Source organism: Paenarthrobacter nitroguajacolicus (genome assembly GCF_031455195.1).
Classification (GTDB): Bacteria; Actinomycetota; Actinomycetes; order Actinomycetales; family Micrococcaceae; genus Arthrobacter; species Arthrobacter nitroguajacolicus_D.
Genome location: NZ_JAVDSH010000005.1, coordinates 37,116 through 52,037, shown reverse-complemented (window position 1 = coordinate 52,037; position 14,922 = coordinate 37,116). Strand labels below are relative to the sequence as shown.

Genomic DNA, 14,922 nt, shown 5'->3' with positions numbered 1-14,922 from the left:
CACCAGCGGGAAACCGGGGATCTAGGATGCCCGCCCAGCGAGCTCCACGCGCGCCTTCGGCAGACCAATCAGGGTGACCGAACCGCCGTCGTGGCCTTGTAGTTCCAGGGTGATGTTCGGTGAGCCTTCCGCGGGCTGCACTGCGCTGACTCGGAAGACCTCACCACGGATTTTCACGTTGTCGCCGTGTTTGATCGCTTTGAGCTTGGTTTTGCTGGCGTCCATGTCAGGGTTCCGTCTACTTGTTCTTCCGCGGTTCGTCGCCGCGGCTTTCACGGATTTCCTCTCCGGTCCTGACAATTTCATCTTCCTTTTCCTGCATCTTGTCGCTCTTCTTGGTGTCGCGGGGCGGCAGCTGAATGCTCTCTTCAGCTTCAATGCCACCCTGCAGCTGGCGGCCACGCTCCATCTCGGCGTCGAATTCGGCGCCGAACAGCAAGGACATGTTCAGGATCCAGAGCCACAGCAACATGATGATCACACCCGCCAGGGCACCATAGGTCTTGTTGTAGTTGCTGAAGTTGGCAACGTAGAAGCCGAAGCCCAGTGAGGCAAGGGCGAAAATCACCAGGGCGATGAGGGAGCCCATGCTCATCCAACGGAACTTAGGCTGCTTGACGTTGGGAGTGAAGTAGTAGAGCACTGCGATAATTGCGACGACAATGACGATGAGCACCGGCCATTTGGCGATGTTCCAGACCGTCAGGAACGTCTCGGATAATCCAATGGCACCACCGATCGCTTCAGCGACCGGCCCGCTGAGGACCAGCATGGCCGCGGCCAGCGCAGCACCCACCACCGCAACGACGGTAACTGCCAGCATCGTGCCGCGGAGCTTGATGAAGCCGCGCCCTTCGTCCACTTCGTAGACGCGGTTCATTGCGCGGCTAAAAGCGGAAACATAGCCGGAGGCCGACCATAGGGCCACCACGATCCCGAAGAAGAGGGCGAAGCCGGCCGCATTGGACTGGGTCAGTTCCTCGATGGGCTTTCGGAGGGTGTCAACGCCCGGTCCGGGAGCAAATTGCTGGACGATGTCCAGCAATGCCGATGTGGTCTTGCCTGCATCGCCAAATATGCCGAGAAGCGAAACCAAGGCAAGGAGGGCGGGGAAGAGCGCGAGCACACCGTAGTACGTCAAGCCTGCCGCAGCGTCCGGGCACTGGTCCTTGGTGAACTCCCTTAGGGTCCTTTTGGCGATGTACATCCATGTGGGCTTGGCGAGGTCGTTGGGACTGTCCGGCTTGCGCGAGTCTTCCGGGGAGGGTGCGGTCTGCGCCTTCGCAGTGCTTGTGTGGGCTGAATCTTGTGTAGTCATGGGGCACTCGTCCGTGGGGGTAGGTTGCGCGAACAACTGACCCATCAATACTAAGCATGCTGATGATTCTTTAGGAAGAACCCACGCCGACTTTCAACCCGGAATCTATGCCAGCTTCGCCGCCAGCAGGAACTCGAAGGGCGACTCAATCACGGAGCGGATCACCTGGCCGGCAGCTCCCAGAAGGGTTCCGGAATGCTCCAGGCCGGACAGGGTCAGGTTCCTCGGATCCAAAAGCCCCGGCGCATGGCGCTCCAGGCTGCCCAACAGGGCCGGGCGCAGCCACTCTCCCAGCGTGGCAAAATGTCCGCCGAGCACCACCGCTTCGATATCCATCAGCCGGGCAGAGGAGGCGAGGGCGACGCCCAGGTACCGCCCGGCGTCGTCGACTGCCTTTGTGGCCTGTGGATCCCGCCGCCGAAGAGCCGCGAGCAGCAACTCAGCGCGCTCCTCCAACGCGCCGGGCGGAATGCCCGCCGCCTCGAATATCGCCTCTTGGCCGGCGAAGGTTTCCAGGCACCCGGCCCCGCCGCACGAACAGGACGGACCATCCGGGTTCACTACGATATGCCCCAACTCTCCCGCGGAGCCACCCGGCCCCGTGTACAGCTCGGACGCGATGATGACGCCGCCGCCTACACCCACTTCTCCGGATACGTAGAGGAAGTCAGCAGGGCCGCCGCCATACCAAAGTTCGCCCAGCGCTGCACTGTTGGCCTCATTGGACAACCGCACTCCAAGCGGGGCCCCCTCCAGGAGGGCCCCTGGATTCAACGGCTCATTTTCCCAATGCAGGTTGGGGGCGGACAGGACGACGCTTCGCTGCTCGTCCACCAGTCCGGGGACAGCCAGGCCGCCACCGAGGATGGCTATGCCTTCGGTGGCCGCAGCAGCCTTCGCCTCGGCCGCCAAGGCGCCGAGACGCTCCATCACCGTCGCCGGCTCCAAGCCCCGGTTGGGCGACTCAACACTTGAATGGAAGCGCAGGTTGCCAGCGAGGTCCACCACGCCTACGGCCAGGTAATCCACGTTGATTTCCATGCCGATCACGCCGCGCCGGGAACTGAGTTCCAGGCCCTGGCCAGGCCTCCCCCGCTCACCGTCGCGATAAAGGCCCACCTCGGAGACCAACCCGGATTCCACGAGGTCGGCGACGAGGCTGGACACCGCAGCCTTGGTAAGTCCGGTTCCCGCGGCAAGCTGCGCGCGACTGGGCTTGGCATCCCCCGTCCTCGCGATGGAGTCCAACACGAGCGAAAGATTACGACGGCGGACATCACCTACGCGCCCCGGCGCGGTTGCGTCAATCACGGGTATGGGACCTCCCTGCGGATTCGAAAAACTTTTTGCCGGCTTCCATTGACCATAATCCACCATCCCCCATATAGTTCAGATTGAAAACTAATTGGAAGGCACTACTTTCCTTCCCTCCCCAGTGCTTTGCAAAGGAGCAAAATGACCCCGCAGCCCACCCCCCAAGACCGCTTCACCTTTGGCCTTTGGACCGTCGGCTGGACAGGCGCAGACCCGTTCGGCGTAGCAACCCGCCCTGCGTTGGACCCGGTGGAAGCAGTCCACAAGCTCAGCGACCTCGGCGCCTACGGCATCACTTTCCATGACAACGACCTGATCCCCTTCGATGCCACGGCCTCCGAACGTGAACTGATCCTGAAGAACTTCAAGGCAGCATTGGCCGAGACCGGCTTGAAGACACCCATGGTGACCACCAACCTCTTCAGCCACCCCGTCTTCAAGGACGGCGGCTTCACGTCGAACGACCGCTCCATCCGTCGCTTCGCCCTGAGCAAGATCCTCCGTAACATCGATCTCGCCGCCGAGCTTGGCGCCGAGACGTTCGTGATGTGGGGCGGCCGCGAAGGCAGCGAATATGACGGCTCGAAGGACCTCTCCGCCGCACTGGACCGCATGAAGGAAGGCGTTGACACCGCGGCCGGCTATATCAAGGAGAAGGGTTACGGCCTCCGGATCGCCCTGGAGCCCAAGCCGAACGAACCCCGCGGCGACATCTTCCTTCCCACCGTCGGGCACGGCCTAGCGTTCATCGCGCAGCTGGAACACGGTGACATCGTGGGCCTCAACCCGGAGACGGGCCACGAGCAGATGGCAGGCCTGAACTTCACCCACGGCATCGCCCAGGCCCTGTGGGCCGGAAAGCTTTTCCACATCGACCTCAACGGCCAGCGTGGAATCAAGTACGACCAAGACCTTGTTTTCGGCCACGGCGACCTCACCAGCGCCTTCTTTACCGTGGACCTCCTGGAGAACGGCTTCCCGAACGGCGGACCGAAGTACGACGGCCCACGCCACTTCGACTACAAGCCGTCCCGCACTGACGGTTACGACGGCGTTTGGGAATCCGCAAAGTCCAACATGTCCATGTACCTCCTGCTCAAGGAGCGCGCGCTTGCGTTCCGCGCGGATCCCGAGGTCCAGGAAGCACTGGCCACCTCAGGCGTGTTCGAGCTGGGCGAGCCGACTCTTAGCGCCGGTGAGACCACCGCGGACCTGCTGGCTGACGCCAGCGCTTTCGAAACGTTCGACGCCGACCAGGCCGCGGAGCGCTCGTTCGCTTTCGTCCGCCTCAACCAGCTGGCCATCGAGCACCTGCTCGGCGCCCGCTAAGTCACTCCCGCCCACCAACATCCATCACCGGACGTGCCCTTGTTCTCGGGTACGTCCGGTGATGTCCTCCAAAGGAATTACGCATGCCTCTCGTAGCCGGGATCGACAGCTCCACCCAGTCCTGCAAGGTGATCATCCGGGACTCAGCCACAGGCGCCCTGGTGCGTCAGGGCCGGGCTTCCCATCCGGAGGGAAGCGAGGTTCACCCTGAGCACTGGTGGACTGCGCTGCAGGAAGCGATCACTGACGCGGGCGGTTTCGATGATGTGGACGCCGTCTCCATCGGTGGGCAGCAGCATGGCATGGTGTGCCTGGACGAATCCGGAGACGTTGTTCGCCCGGCCCTGCTGTGGAACGACACCCGTTCAGCACCGGATGCCGAGGATCTCATCCGCGAGGCCGGTGATGGCGATTCAGTGGCCGGTGCCGCCCAGTGGGCAAGCAGCACAGGAACCGTGCCGGTCGCTTCATTAACGGCCACCAAGCTGCGCTGGTTGGCCCGCAATGAGCCAGAAAACGCCGCCCGTACGGCCGCGGTGTGTCTTCCCCATGATTGGCTGTCTTGGCGCTTGGCAGGTAACGGTCCCGGAACAGGGCCTGCGTCGCTGGAGCTCCTCCGCACCGACAGGTCCGATGCCTCCGGCACCGGCTACTTTTCGGCCACCACCGGCGAGTATCTTCCCGAAGTACTTCGAAGCACGCTGGGGCACGTGCCGGTGGTGCCTACCGTCGTGGGGCCTTTGGAAGTGGCAGGCAAGACTCCGGGAGGAGCCTTGATCGGGCCGGGCGCTGGCGATAACGCTGCCGCAGGACTGGGCGTCAGTGCCGCCGTCGGTGATGTCGTCATATCCATCGGCACCTCGGGAACAGTATTCGCCGTGTCAAAGGGTTCGTCACACGACGCCAGTGGATTGGTGGCAGGTTTTGCTGATGCGACCGGCAACTATCTTCCGCTGGCCTGCACGCTCAACGCCACACGGATCTTCGACTCCACCGCCGCTTTGCTGGGCGTAACCCTCCACGAACTCGGCGATCTGGCCTTGTCCGCACCGGAAGGATCCGGCGGGCTGACCATGGTGCCGTATTTCGAGGGTGAACGGACACCCAACTTGCCGAACGCCACTGGTTCGCTCCACGGCCTCACCCTCTCCAACTACACCCCCGCCAACCTGGCCCGGGCTGCATTCGAGGGCGTGCTGTGCTCACTCGCCGATGGCCTGGCCGCACTCCAAGCACAGGGTGTCGCCGCCCAGCGCATCATCCTGGTAGGCGGCGGCGCACAATCCGAAGCCGTCCAGCAGATAGCCGCCGCTGCATTCGGCGTTCCGGTGTTCGTGCCAAAGCCGGGCGAGTACGTTGCCGATGGCGCCGCCCGCCAAGCAGCGGGTGTCCTGGCGGGCACGTTGCCTGACTGGCCGGTGGAGGGTGTGAACGTGAGAGCGCGGAACGGCGACGCACCCGCGGCCTTCCTTACGACGTACCGCCGTTACGCCGCAAAGGCGGCCATCGACTGATCATCGTGGCCAGTGCTCTATCGTGACAGGGTGAGCTCTGAACGAACCGCACCAACCCGCCCTCCTGTCATGGAGGACGTCGCCCGCGTCGCCGGGGTGTCCCATCAGACCGTTTCACGGGTGCTCAACAACCACCCCAACGTGAGTTCAAAGACCCGCGAGCGCGTCGAACAGGCCATCACCGATCTCGGCTACCGCCGCAACGTGGCCGCCCGCAGCCTGGTGACCCGGCGCTCCCAAACCATTGGAGTGCTCGGCAGCGAGCTGGCCCAGTACGGACCATCCCACACACTTTTGGGCGTCCAGCAGGCAGCGAGGGACGCCGGCTATTTCGTCAGCGTTGCGGGCCTGCGCGAAGTCACACCGGAAACCATCAAGGACGCCATCGCCCACTTCATGGACCAAGGCGTGGACGGCATTGTGGTGACCGTGCCCCACCCTGGAACTTTTGATGTCCTGCGGGCTATCACAACCCAGGTTCCACTGGTAGCCGTAGGGTCCGTGGGCGACGAGAACCTGAGCGGCGCCACAGTCGACCAACGGCAGGGCGCCCGGTTGGCCGTCCAACACCTTCTGGACCTTGGCCACACGCAGATCGGCCACTTGTCCGGGCCCGCCGATTGGATCGACGCGGCGGCACGCATCGACGGCTGGCGGGACGCTTTGGCTGAAGCGGGGCTTGAGCCAGCCACACTGATCGAGGGCGATTGGAGTGCTGAATGCGGTTACCGAGAAGGCTTGAAGATCGCTGGAGAGCGCTCGGTGACGGCTCTTTTTGTTGCCAATGACCAGATGGCATTGGGAGTACTGCGCGCGTTCAACGAGACCGGCGTCCAGGTTCCGACCGATATCAGTGTGGTGGGTTTCGATGACCAGCCGGAATCCGCGTACTTCATTCCGCCACTGACCACCGTTGCGCAGGACTTCGAAGAGCTCGGCCAACGCTGCATCGACCTGCTGCTTGAGTACTTGGACAAAGGCACTTCGCATGCGCCGGCGACGGTCACGCCGCGCCTGGTTGTCCGCTCCACCACAGCCCAGGCCGGACCTACCCAAGCCAGTACCCGCCAAGCGGGGCAGGCCTAGGGGTTGGCTGCGGCCCCCACCCAGACATTGTCGTGAACTTTACGCCAGCCCTCTGCTTCGAGGGCCTTGGTGTCGAAGCCGGCTGTCACCAGCTTCACAGTGGGCTGCCCCGTGTGGCTGGTGGTCACTATTTCCCGTTCACCGGTAATCCCATCGGAACAAGCCAGCATCCACTGGTCCGGCTTGTCGACGGGGTAGGCGGCGATGCAGGCGGTCGTGTGCTCAGGGCTTTCTGCTGCGAAGTACTTAACCCCGTCGTCCTCCGCCAAAAGTCGGAAGTCTGAGGGCAAGTCAACTTTTTCGCTCCGAATATCGGCGGGTAGTGCGTCTTTTGCCTCGGCGGGCCGTTGTACGGCCGCAATCCCGGAGTAGCTGGAGCATCCGGTAAGCAGCAGGAGCGCAGCGGCGGCGGCAGCGGACTTCATCGTGCGGTATCTCATTGTTCCCCCAAACAGTTTGTCTTGCCACCCTACCGATGAGCGGGCTTGGACACATCAACGGAACCGCTCTTGACATCAAAGTTGTGAGCGCTAACAATTGCATCAGACCTTCTTCACTTTTCCACCCCGAACCCCGGCAATGAGGCCCTGGCCAGCCGGATGGAGACCTCATGAATACCTCAGAAAATTCCCCACTCGATGAGCAATTCGTCATCGGCGTGGACTACGGCACCCTCTCCGGCCGCGCCGTCGTTGTGCGCGTCTCGGACGGCGCCGAGCTCGGCAGTGGCGTGTTCGAATACCCCCATGCCGTGGTCACGGAAAAGCTTCCCGGCAGCGGCCAGCGTTTGCCCGTCGACTGGGCACTCCAGGTCCCCAACGACTACCGCGACGTCCTGCGCAATGCTGTGCCGGCCGCCGTCGCCGATGCCGGCATCGACCCGAAGAAGGTGGTGGGCATCGCCACCGACTTCACCGCCTGCACCATGGTCCCGACGACGGCGGACGGCACGCCGCTGAACGAGCTGGAACGCTTCGCTGACCGACCCCATGCTTTCGTGAAGCTGTGGCGCCACCACGCCGCCCAACCACAAGCGGACCGCATCAACCAGCTTGCTGAAAAGCGTGGTGAATCCTGGCTCCCCCGTTACGGCGGCCTGATCTCCTCCGAGTGGGAATTCGCCAAGGGCCTGCAACTCCTGGAAGAGGACCCCGAAGTCTACGGCGCCATGGATCACTGGGTTGAGGCCGCCGACTGGATCGTCTGGCAGCTATGCGGAAACTACGTCCGGAACGCCTGCACAGCCGGATACAAGGGCATCTACCAGGACGGAAAGTACCCGTCAGAGGATTTCCTCGCCGAGCTCAATCCCGACTTCAAGGATTTCGTCTCCGAAAAACTGGAGCACACCATCGGCCGTTTGGGCGAGGCCGCCGGACAGCTCACGGAAGAAGCCGCCGCATGGACGGGGCTTCCGGCAGGGATTGCCGTAGCCGTGGGAAACGTTGACGCGCACGTGAGCGCACCGGCAGCCAATGCCGTGGAGCCTGGGCAGCTTGTTGCCATCATGGGTACTTCCACGTGCCATGTCATGAACGGCGACGTCCTCCGCGAGGTCCCGGGCATGTGTGGCGTCGTTGACGGCGGAATCGTTGACGGCCTGTGGGGCTACGAAGCCGGCCAGTCCGGTGTAGGCGACATCTTCGGTTGGTTCACTAAGAACGGTGTCCCGCCGGAATACCACCAGGCCGCCGCAGCCCAGGGTAGAAGCATCCACGAACATCTCACCGAACTCGCCAAGAAACAGGCCATTGGCGAGCATGGACTCATCGCCCTGGACTGGCACTCGGGCAACCGGTCAGTGCTGGTTGACCATGAACTCTCCGGCATCGTGGTGGGACAGACCCTGGCGACCAAACCTGAGGACACCTACCGGGCCCTACTGGAGGCCACGGCGTTCGGCACCCGCACCATCGTGGATGCCTTCCGCGATTCCGGTGTCCCCGTCAAGGAATTCATCGTGGCTGGCGGCCTGCTGAAGAACACGTTCCTGATGCAGGTCTACGCCGACATCACCGGCCTCCAGCTCTCCACGATCGGTTCCGAGCAGGGCCCCGCGCTCGGCTCGGCCATCCACGCTGCCGTTGCTGCCGGGAAGTACAAGGACATTCGCGAAGCCGCCTCATCCATGGCAGCAGCTCCCGGCGCTGTGTACACGCCCATTCCTGAAAACGTCGCCGCATACGACGTCCTCTTCCAGGAATACCGAACCTTGCACGACTACTTCGGCCGCGGAACCAACTATGTCATGCACCGCCTTAAGGCGATCCAGCGTAAGGCGCAGGGCACCGCGACGGTGACCGAACCGGCGTCGAACTCTTCCACCGACGCCGCAGAGCGGGTGTCCGCATGAGCGCGCTCCTGGACACCATCGCGAGGGTTCGCAAGGAAGTGTGTGAGCTCCATGCTGAACTCACCAGGTATGAACTGGTGGTGTGGACCGCGGGCAACGTCTCGGGCCGCATTCCGGGCCACGACCTCATGGTCATCAAGCCATCCGGGGTGTCCTACGACGACCTCACACCGGAACTCATGGTGGTCACCGACCTGTACGGCACACCGGTTCGGGGCATGAACACCGGCAGCGCGGGCACCGTCGACTGGGGGAATCCGGATTTTTCGCCGTCCTCGGACACAGCCGCGCATGCGTACGTCTACCGGCACATGCCCGAGGTCGGCGGCGTGGTGCACACGCATTCCACCTACGCCACAGCCTGGGCTGCCCGCGGCGAGGAAATCCCCTGCGTCCTGACCATGATGGGCGACGAATTCGGTGGCCCCATCCCTGTGGGACCGTTCGCGCTGATCGGGGACGACTCGATCGGCCAAGGCATCGTTGAGACGCTCAAGAACTCCAACTCCCCCGCCGTGCTCATGCAGAACCATGGCCCGTTCACCATCGGCAAGGACGCCCGGTCCGCGGTCAAGGCCGCTGTCATGTGCGAAGAAGTAGCCCGGACCGTGCACATTTCCCGTCAGCTGGGCGAACCACTTCCCATCGACCAATCCAAGATCGAGTCGCTGTACGACCGCTACCAAAACGTTTACGGCCGCTAAGCCCTCAGCAGCCCAGCCCGGACAAGAACACAACCCCAGGAGCACCCCATGGCAAAGGCCAACAACACGTCACTTGAGCAGTACGAGGTCTGGTTCCTCACCGGCAGCCAGCACCTCTACGGCGAGGACGTCCTCAAGCAGGTCGCAGCGCAGTCGCAGGAGATTGCCAACGCCCTGAACGCCAGCAGCGACGTCCCGGTGAAGCTCGTCTGGAAGCCGGTCCTCACCGACTCGGACGCCATCCGCCGCACGGCGTTGGAAGCCAACTCCGATGACTCCGTGATTGGTGTGACCGCGTGGATGCACACCTTCAGCCCCGCCAAAATGTGGATCCAGGGCCTCGACGCCCTGCGCAAGCCGCTCCTGCACCTGCACACCCAGGCCAACCGGGACCTGCCGTGGGCAGACATCGACTTCGACTTCATGAACCTCAACCAGGCAGCGCACGGTGACCGCGAATTCGGTTACATCCAGTCGCGCCTCGGCGTGCCGCGGAAGACCGTCGTCGGGCATGTCAGCAACCCTGAGGTCGCCCGTCAGGTGGGTGCCTGGCAGCGCGCCTCCGCCGGATGGGCCGCCGTCCGGACGCTGAAGCTGACCCGCTTCGGCGACAACATGCGCAACGTCGCAGTCACCGAAGGCGACAAAACCGAAGCCGAGCTGCGTTTCGGCGTCTCGGTGAACACCTGGTCCGTGAATGAGCTCGCCGAGGCTGTCCACGGCGCCGCAGAGTCCGACGTCGATGCCCTGGTTGCGGAGTACGAGCGACTTTACGAGGTGGTTGACGAACTCAAGGCAGGGGGCGACCGGCACGAATCGCTGCGCTACAGCGCACGCATCGAACTGGGACTGCGCAGCTTCCTGGAAGCGAACGGCTCGGCCGCTTTCACCACCTCTTTCGAGGACTTGGGCGAACTGCGCCAACTCCCCGGTATGGCGGTCCAGCGGCTTATGGCCGACGGCTACGGCTTCGGCGCGGAGGGTGACTGGAAGACCGCCATCCTGGTCCGCGCGGCCAAGGTCATGGGTGGAGACCTGCCCGGTGGTGCGTCGCTGATGGAGGACTACACGTATCACTTGGAGCCCGGCGGCGAGAAGATCCTGGGCGCGCACATGTTGGAGGTTTGCCCGTCGCTGACCGCCAAGAAGCCGCGCGTGGAGATCCACCCGCTGGGTATTGGCGGCAAGGAAGACCCCGTCCGCATGGTCTTCGACACCGACGCCGGCCCGGGCATCGTCGTCGCCTTGTCTGATATGCGCGATCGGTTCCGCTTGGTGGCGAACGTGGTGGACGTCGTCGACCTCGACCAACCGCTGCCCAACCTGCCCGTGGCGCGCGCACTCTGGGAGCCCAAGCCCAACTTCGCTACCTCGGCCGCCGCGTGGCTCACCGCCGGCGCCGCGCACCACACGGTATTGTCCACGCAGGTGGGCCTGGAAGTGTTCGAGGACTTCGCCGAAATCGCCAAGACCGAACTCCTGACCATCGACGAAGGCACCACCATCAAACAGTTCAAGAAGGAACTCAACTGGAACGCCGCGTACTACAAGCTGGCCGGCGGCCTGTGAGCACTGAATTCACGCTGAGCGCGGGCGGTTACACGGCTGTTGTGACCGCCCGCGCGGCTGCCCTGCGAGTCCTCCGGTTCGATGGGCGTGACCTTATTGTCCCGTTCCCGGCCGGCGGCCCCATCCCCGACTATCGTGGCATCATCGCTGCACCGTGGCCCAACCGGATCGCGGACGGCAAGTACACCTTCGACGACGTCACGCACCAGCTGCCGGTCAACGAACCGGAACGGCAAACGTCTCTGCACGGCCTCGCCTTCCCGCTCGACTGGACAATGAAGGAGTCCGACGCCGGTTCGGTCACCTTGACGTGCACGGTAGGTCCGACCGCGGGTTACCCGTTCGCCTTGGAACTTTCGGCCCGATACGTGTTGGACGAATCCGGGCTGCACGCTTCCGTGACAGCAGTGAACGCTGCTGACGTGGTGGCACCCTATGGCGTCTGCCCACACCCGTACCTTGTGGCGGGCCCGTCGCCGCTGGACGAGTGGGTGCTGGAGTTTGCCGCGGATTCCTTCCTGGAGGTCACGCCGGACAGGCTACTGCCGCTTTCGCTGGCACGGGTAGCCGGCCATGAGTTCGATTTCCGCGCGCCACGCGGTATCGGCAGCACCGAGATAGACCACGCCTTCACAGGCCTGACGTTCGACGACGGGCTGGCGCGGCTTTCCGTGCGGGATCCGGCGGGCACCGGCGTCGGAATGTCCTGGGACGAAAGCTGCCAGTGGCTACAGATCCACACGGCCGACAAGCCGGCCCCCATTCCGAGCCGGATCGGCTTGGCCGTGGAGCCCATGACCTGCCCACCAGATGCGTTCAGCAGCGGAACGAACCTGATCCGGCTTGAGCCCGGCGCTGAGCACACGGCATCCTGGAGCATCTACGCGCTGTAACAACACTCCTGCAACAACCAAACGTCCTACGCCGTGGAGTTTGAGATCGAGCCCGGCTACAGCGTCGAACGCGGCGACCTTCTCGTCGACTTTGTAGCGGCGCTGCCCCGGGACGTCACCGTCAAGCGCAGCTAAGCGCCGGCGGTGCTTTGGCGGACCACCAGCTCGGGGGTGAACACTACGGACCGGTGCTTGGTCCCGCCGCTCTCCTGTTCTTCCGCGAGCAGCTCGATCGCTGTGCGGCCGAGCGCTTCCGTGGGCTGGCGGATCGAGGACAGCGGCACTACAGCGGAGATGGCGAAATCGATGTCGTCATAGCCAATGAGCGCGATGTCCTCGGGGATCCGCACGGTTCGCAGCATGGTCAGTGATTGCATGACGCCCAGGGCAAGGAGGTCGTTGGAGCAGAACACAGCTTCGGGGCGATCGTCCGGAGAACGCTCCACCAGCTTGTTGCCGAGCTGACGCCCCGCAAGGACTGTCTGCCCTGCAGAGTCGAGCACCTCAATCGACGCTCCGTCCACCTCTGAAACGGCGCGCTGTGCGCCCTTGAGTCGGCTGGCCACCTGGCGGATGGAGGGAGTGCCAACAAAAGCCAGGCGACGGCGGCCCAGGTCAAGAAGGTGCTTGGCGGCCAAATATCCGCCTTCCTGGTCATCAACGGACACTGAGCTGCACCGCGCGGTGTCGGCCAATTCATCCACCAGGACTGTGGGAACGCCGCGTTCGCGCAGGGTATCGATCCGCTCACCCACATCACCTACCGGAGAGATCAGCAGGCCTTGGACGCGCTGTTCCTGGAACAGGTCCATGTAATGCGCTTCGCGGGATGCGTCCTGGCCGCTGTCCCCTACCAGCACCACGCTTCCCAGCGCCGTAGCGGCATCTTCAGCAGCACGCGCCACCGAGGAGAAAAAGGGGTTTCCGACGTCGAGCACAATCAGGCCGATGGTCCGGCTTTGTCCTGCCCGGAGCTGGCGGGCGGCGTCGTTGCGTACGAAACCGAGTTCGGCAATGGATTTGAGGACACGTTCCTTGGTCCGCTGCGAAACGCGGTCCGGATAATTCAGCACGTTCGAAACAGTTCCCACGGCTACCTGGGCATGGGTGGCAACGTCTTTGATGCTGGCTGTCTGGGACATGCTTTCCGATCTCCGCTGGCTGACGTCAATGTGTTGGAAACGCCTTGACACCCTCCCGTTTACGAGGGTAATTTGAATCGTAACAAATGAAACGATTCAAAGACGAGTAACCCTGGAGATCCGCACATGAGGGTTTGTTTCCGCTCTTCAGTCCAGCCGGAACTGATGGACGAGTACAAGGAGCGCCACGCCGCCGTATGGCCGGAGATGCTGGCAGCGCTCAAGAGCGCGGGGTGGAACAACTACTCCCTGTTCCTCGCCCCTGATGGCCAACTGATTGGCTACCTGGAATGCGAAGACTACGAGGCAGCGCAGGCGCAGATGGCCCTCACCGAGGTTAATGCCCGCTGGCAGGCCGAGATGGCAAACCTCTTCGCAGACAGCGACCTCCCTCCAGACCAAGGTTTCGAGATCATCGAGGAAGTTTTCAACCTCGAGGATCAACTGGCCGCCGCGGGATCCGTCACAGAGCCCGCCGGCGCCACACACATAGACAAAGATCCCGCCCACGAATACCAAAAGGAACAAGCATGAACACCACAGAATCGGCCCTGGGCCGTCTAGGGGAACTGGCCATTGAAGTGCCGTCCTGGGCCTACGGAAATTCAGGGACGCGGTTCAAGGTGTTCGGCACCCCGGGCACGCCGCGCACCGTTCAGGAAAAGATCGCCGACGCCGCCAAGGTCCACGAGCTGACGGGGCTGGCTCCCACCGTCGCCCTGCACATTCCGTGGGACAAAGTAGATGACTACTCCGCGCTTCGCGAGTATGCCGAAGGACTGGGCGTTGGGCTGGGCACCATCAACTCCAACACCTTTCAGGACGACGAGTACAAGTTCGGGTCACTGACCTCCTCCAGCGAGTCCGTTCGCCGCCGCGCGATCAACCACCACCTTGAGTGCATCGACATCATGCATGCCACGGGGTCCACGGACCTGAAGATCTGGCTGGCTGACGGCACCAACTACCCGGGCCAGGACGATATACGCCGCAGACAGGACCGCCTCGCCGAATCCTTGCAAGAGATCTACGCGGCCCTCGGCGATGAACAGCGGCTGGTCCTTGAGTACAAGTTCTTCGAGCCCGCTTTTTACCACACCGACGTTCCGGACTGGGGTACGTCCTACGCGCAGACCCTGGCGTTGGGCGAGAAGGCTTTCGTTTGCCTGGACACCGGCCACCACGCCCCGGGAACCAACATTGAGTTCATCGTGATGCAGCTGCTGCGGCTGGGCAAGCTGGGGTCCTTCGACTTCAACTCCCGCTTCTACGCCGACGATGATCTGATTGTTGGCGCCGCTGACCCGTTCCAGCTGTTCCGCATCATGCACGAGGTGATCCGCGGCGGTGGCTTCGGCAAGGAGTCAGGCGTTGCCCTGATGCTGGACCAGTGCCACAACCTGGAAGAGAAGATCCCGGGCCAGATCCGCTCGGTGTTGAACGTGCAGGAGATGACCGCGCGTGCGCTGCTCGTGGACACGGCAGCCCTCACCGAGGCCCAGCGTGCCGGGGATGTCCTGGCCGCCAACGGCATCTTCAACGATGCCTTCTACACCGATGTCCGTCCGGTCCTGGCGCAGTGGCGCGAGTCCCGCGGCCTGCCCGCCGACCCGATGGCCGCATATAAGGCCAGCGGATACCAGAAGAAGATCAACGAGGACCGCGCAGGCGGCCAGCAAGCCGGATGGGGCGCGTAAAGG

Annotated in this window: 14 protein-coding genes; 9 read left to right on the top strand and 5 right to left on the bottom strand. The window is 63.4% G+C overall.

Translation table 11 applies throughout. The annotated features are described in order from the left end of the window. Window positions 1-21: 21 nt before the first annotated feature. The 3 genes from J2Y68_RS12135 to J2Y68_RS12125 form a co-directional block, all read right to left on the bottom strand. A complete protein-coding gene (locus J2Y68_RS12135) occupies window positions 22-225 on the bottom strand; it encodes a hypothetical protein (protein ID WP_309993765.1) in 204 nt (67 codons plus the stop codon). A 13-nt stretch (window positions 226-238) separates the two neighbouring features. Next, window positions 239-1,318 carry a YihY/virulence factor BrkB family protein gene (locus J2Y68_RS12130; protein ID WP_309993763.1) on the bottom strand — a complete coding sequence of 360 codons (1,080 nt, stop codon included), beginning with the start codon at window positions 1,316-1,318 and terminating at the stop codon, window positions 239-241. Window positions 1,319-1,423: 105 nt separating this feature from the next. Then, window positions 1,424-2,692: an ROK family transcriptional regulator gene (locus J2Y68_RS12125; RefSeq protein ID WP_309994313.1), complete on the bottom strand. Its 1,269-nt coding sequence runs from the start codon at window positions 2,690-2,692 to the stop codon at window positions 1,424-1,426. Between the two features lie 81 nt (window positions 2,693-2,773). On the opposite strand from J2Y68_RS12125, the gene xylA reads away from it, so the two are divergent. From xylA to J2Y68_RS12110, 3 genes are all read left to right on the top strand, one after another. After that, window positions 2,774-3,961, top strand: a complete 1,188-nt coding sequence (gene xylA, locus J2Y68_RS12120) for a xylose isomerase (protein WP_211713584.1) — start codon at window positions 2,774-2,776, stop codon at window positions 3,959-3,961. Window positions 3,962-4,044: 83 nt separating this feature from the next. Then, a complete protein-coding gene (gene xylB, locus J2Y68_RS12115) occupies window positions 4,045-5,475 on the top strand; it encodes a xylulokinase (protein WP_309993761.1) in 1,431 nt (476 codons plus the stop codon). A 69-nt stretch (window positions 5,476-5,544) separates the two neighbouring features. Further along, window positions 5,545-6,561 (top strand): LacI family DNA-binding transcriptional regulator, encoded by a 1,017-nt coding sequence (locus J2Y68_RS12110; protein ID WP_309994311.1) that lies wholly within the window; start codon window positions 5,545-5,547, stop codon window positions 6,559-6,561. On the opposite strand, the gene J2Y68_RS12105 is transcribed toward J2Y68_RS12110, so the two are convergent. Then, window positions 6,558-6,986: a hypothetical protein gene (locus J2Y68_RS12105; RefSeq protein WP_309993759.1), complete on the bottom strand. Its 429-nt coding sequence runs from the start codon at window positions 6,984-6,986 to the stop codon at window positions 6,558-6,560. The two genes, J2Y68_RS12110 and J2Y68_RS12105, sit on opposite strands and share 4 nt — an antisense overlap. Before the next feature lie 185 nt (window positions 6,987-7,171). Here J2Y68_RS12105 and araB point away from each other — a divergent pair, with 185 nt between their 5' ends. From araB to J2Y68_RS12085, 4 genes are read left to right on the top strand one after another with little or no spacing between them, the layout of a single operon-like run. Beyond that, window positions 7,172-8,914 carry a ribulokinase gene (gene araB, locus J2Y68_RS12100; RefSeq protein ID WP_309993758.1) on the top strand — a complete coding sequence of 581 codons (1,743 nt, stop codon included), beginning with the start codon at window positions 7,172-7,174 and terminating at the stop codon, window positions 8,912-8,914. Then, on the top strand, window positions 8,911-9,618 hold the full coding sequence (locus J2Y68_RS12095) for an L-ribulose-5-phosphate 4-epimerase (RefSeq protein WP_309993756.1): 708 nt from the start codon (window positions 8,911-8,913) through the stop codon (window positions 9,616-9,618). The genes araB and J2Y68_RS12095 overlap by 4 nt, the downstream gene beginning before the upstream one ends. Window positions 9,619-9,666: 48 nt before the next feature. Then, the gene (gene araA, locus J2Y68_RS12090; protein WP_309993754.1) at window positions 9,667-11,187 is read left to right on the top strand and encodes an L-arabinose isomerase; all 1,521 of its coding nucleotides are present in this window, start codon (window positions 9,667-9,669) and stop codon (window positions 11,185-11,187) included. Beyond that, entirely contained in the window at window positions 11,184-12,080 is an 897-nt protein-coding gene (locus J2Y68_RS12085; RefSeq protein ID WP_309993752.1) for an aldose 1-epimerase family protein, read from the top strand. Before araA ends, J2Y68_RS12085 begins: the two co-directional genes overlap by 4 nt. Window positions 12,081-12,211: 131 nt before the next feature. On the opposite strand, the gene J2Y68_RS12080 is transcribed toward J2Y68_RS12085, so the two are convergent. Continuing rightward, window positions 12,212-13,222 (bottom strand): LacI family DNA-binding transcriptional regulator, encoded by a 1,011-nt coding sequence (locus J2Y68_RS12080; protein WP_309993750.1) that lies wholly within the window; start codon window positions 13,220-13,222, stop codon window positions 12,212-12,214. A 126-nt stretch (window positions 13,223-13,348) separates the two neighbouring features. On the opposite strand from J2Y68_RS12080, the gene J2Y68_RS12075 reads away from it, so the two are divergent. Then, window positions 13,349-13,756 (top strand): L-rhamnose mutarotase, encoded by a 408-nt coding sequence (locus J2Y68_RS12075; protein WP_309993747.1) that lies wholly within the window; start codon window positions 13,349-13,351, stop codon window positions 13,754-13,756. Beyond that, window positions 13,753-14,919, top strand: a complete 1,167-nt coding sequence (rhaI, locus tag J2Y68_RS12070) for an L-rhamnose isomerase (RefSeq protein ID WP_309993745.1) — start codon at window positions 13,753-13,755, stop codon at window positions 14,917-14,919. The genes J2Y68_RS12075 and rhaI overlap by 4 nt, the downstream gene beginning before the upstream one ends. Window positions 14,920-14,922: the final 3 nt, after the last annotated feature.

What these genes read in the sequence shown, in the direction of transcription:
- J2Y68_RS12135 (WP_309993765.1), bottom strand. Translation starts at nt 225, where the DNA reads ATGGACGCCAGCAAAACCAAGCTCAAAGCGATCAAACACGGCGACAAC.
- J2Y68_RS12130 (WP_309993763.1), bottom strand. Translation starts at nt 1,318, where the DNA reads ATGACTACACAAGATTCAGCCCACACAAGCACTGCGAAGGCGCAGACC.
- xylA (WP_211713584.1), top strand. Translation starts at nt 2,774, where the DNA reads ATGACCCCGCAGCCCACCCCCCAAGACCGCTTCACCTTTGGCCTTTGG.
- xylB (WP_309993761.1), top strand. Translation starts at nt 4,045, where the DNA reads ATGCCTCTCGTAGCCGGGATCGACAGCTCCACCCAGTCCTGCAAGGTG.
- J2Y68_RS12110 (WP_309994311.1), top strand. Translation starts at nt 5,545, where the DNA reads ATGGAGGACGTCGCCCGCGTCGCCGGGGTGTCCCATCAGACCGTTTCA.
- J2Y68_RS12105 (WP_309993759.1), bottom strand. Translation starts at nt 6,986, where the DNA reads ATGAAGTCCGCTGCCGCCGCCGCTGCGCTCCTGCTGCTTACCGGATGC.
- araB (WP_309993758.1), top strand. Translation starts at nt 7,172, where the DNA reads ATGAATACCTCAGAAAATTCCCCACTCGATGAGCAATTCGTCATCGGC.
- J2Y68_RS12095 (WP_309993756.1), top strand. Translation starts at nt 8,911, where the DNA reads ATGAGCGCGCTCCTGGACACCATCGCGAGGGTTCGCAAGGAAGTGTGT.
- araA (WP_309993754.1), top strand. Translation starts at nt 9,667, where the DNA reads ATGGCAAAGGCCAACAACACGTCACTTGAGCAGTACGAGGTCTGGTTC.
- J2Y68_RS12080 (WP_309993750.1), bottom strand. Translation starts at nt 13,222, where the DNA reads ATGTCCCAGACAGCCAGCATCAAAGACGTTGCCACCCATGCCCAGGTA.
- J2Y68_RS12075 (WP_309993747.1), top strand. Translation starts at nt 13,349, where the DNA reads ATGAGGGTTTGTTTCCGCTCTTCAGTCCAGCCGGAACTGATGGACGAG.
- rhaI (WP_309993745.1), top strand. Translation starts at nt 13,753, where the DNA reads ATGAACACCACAGAATCGGCCCTGGGCCGTCTAGGGGAACTGGCCATT.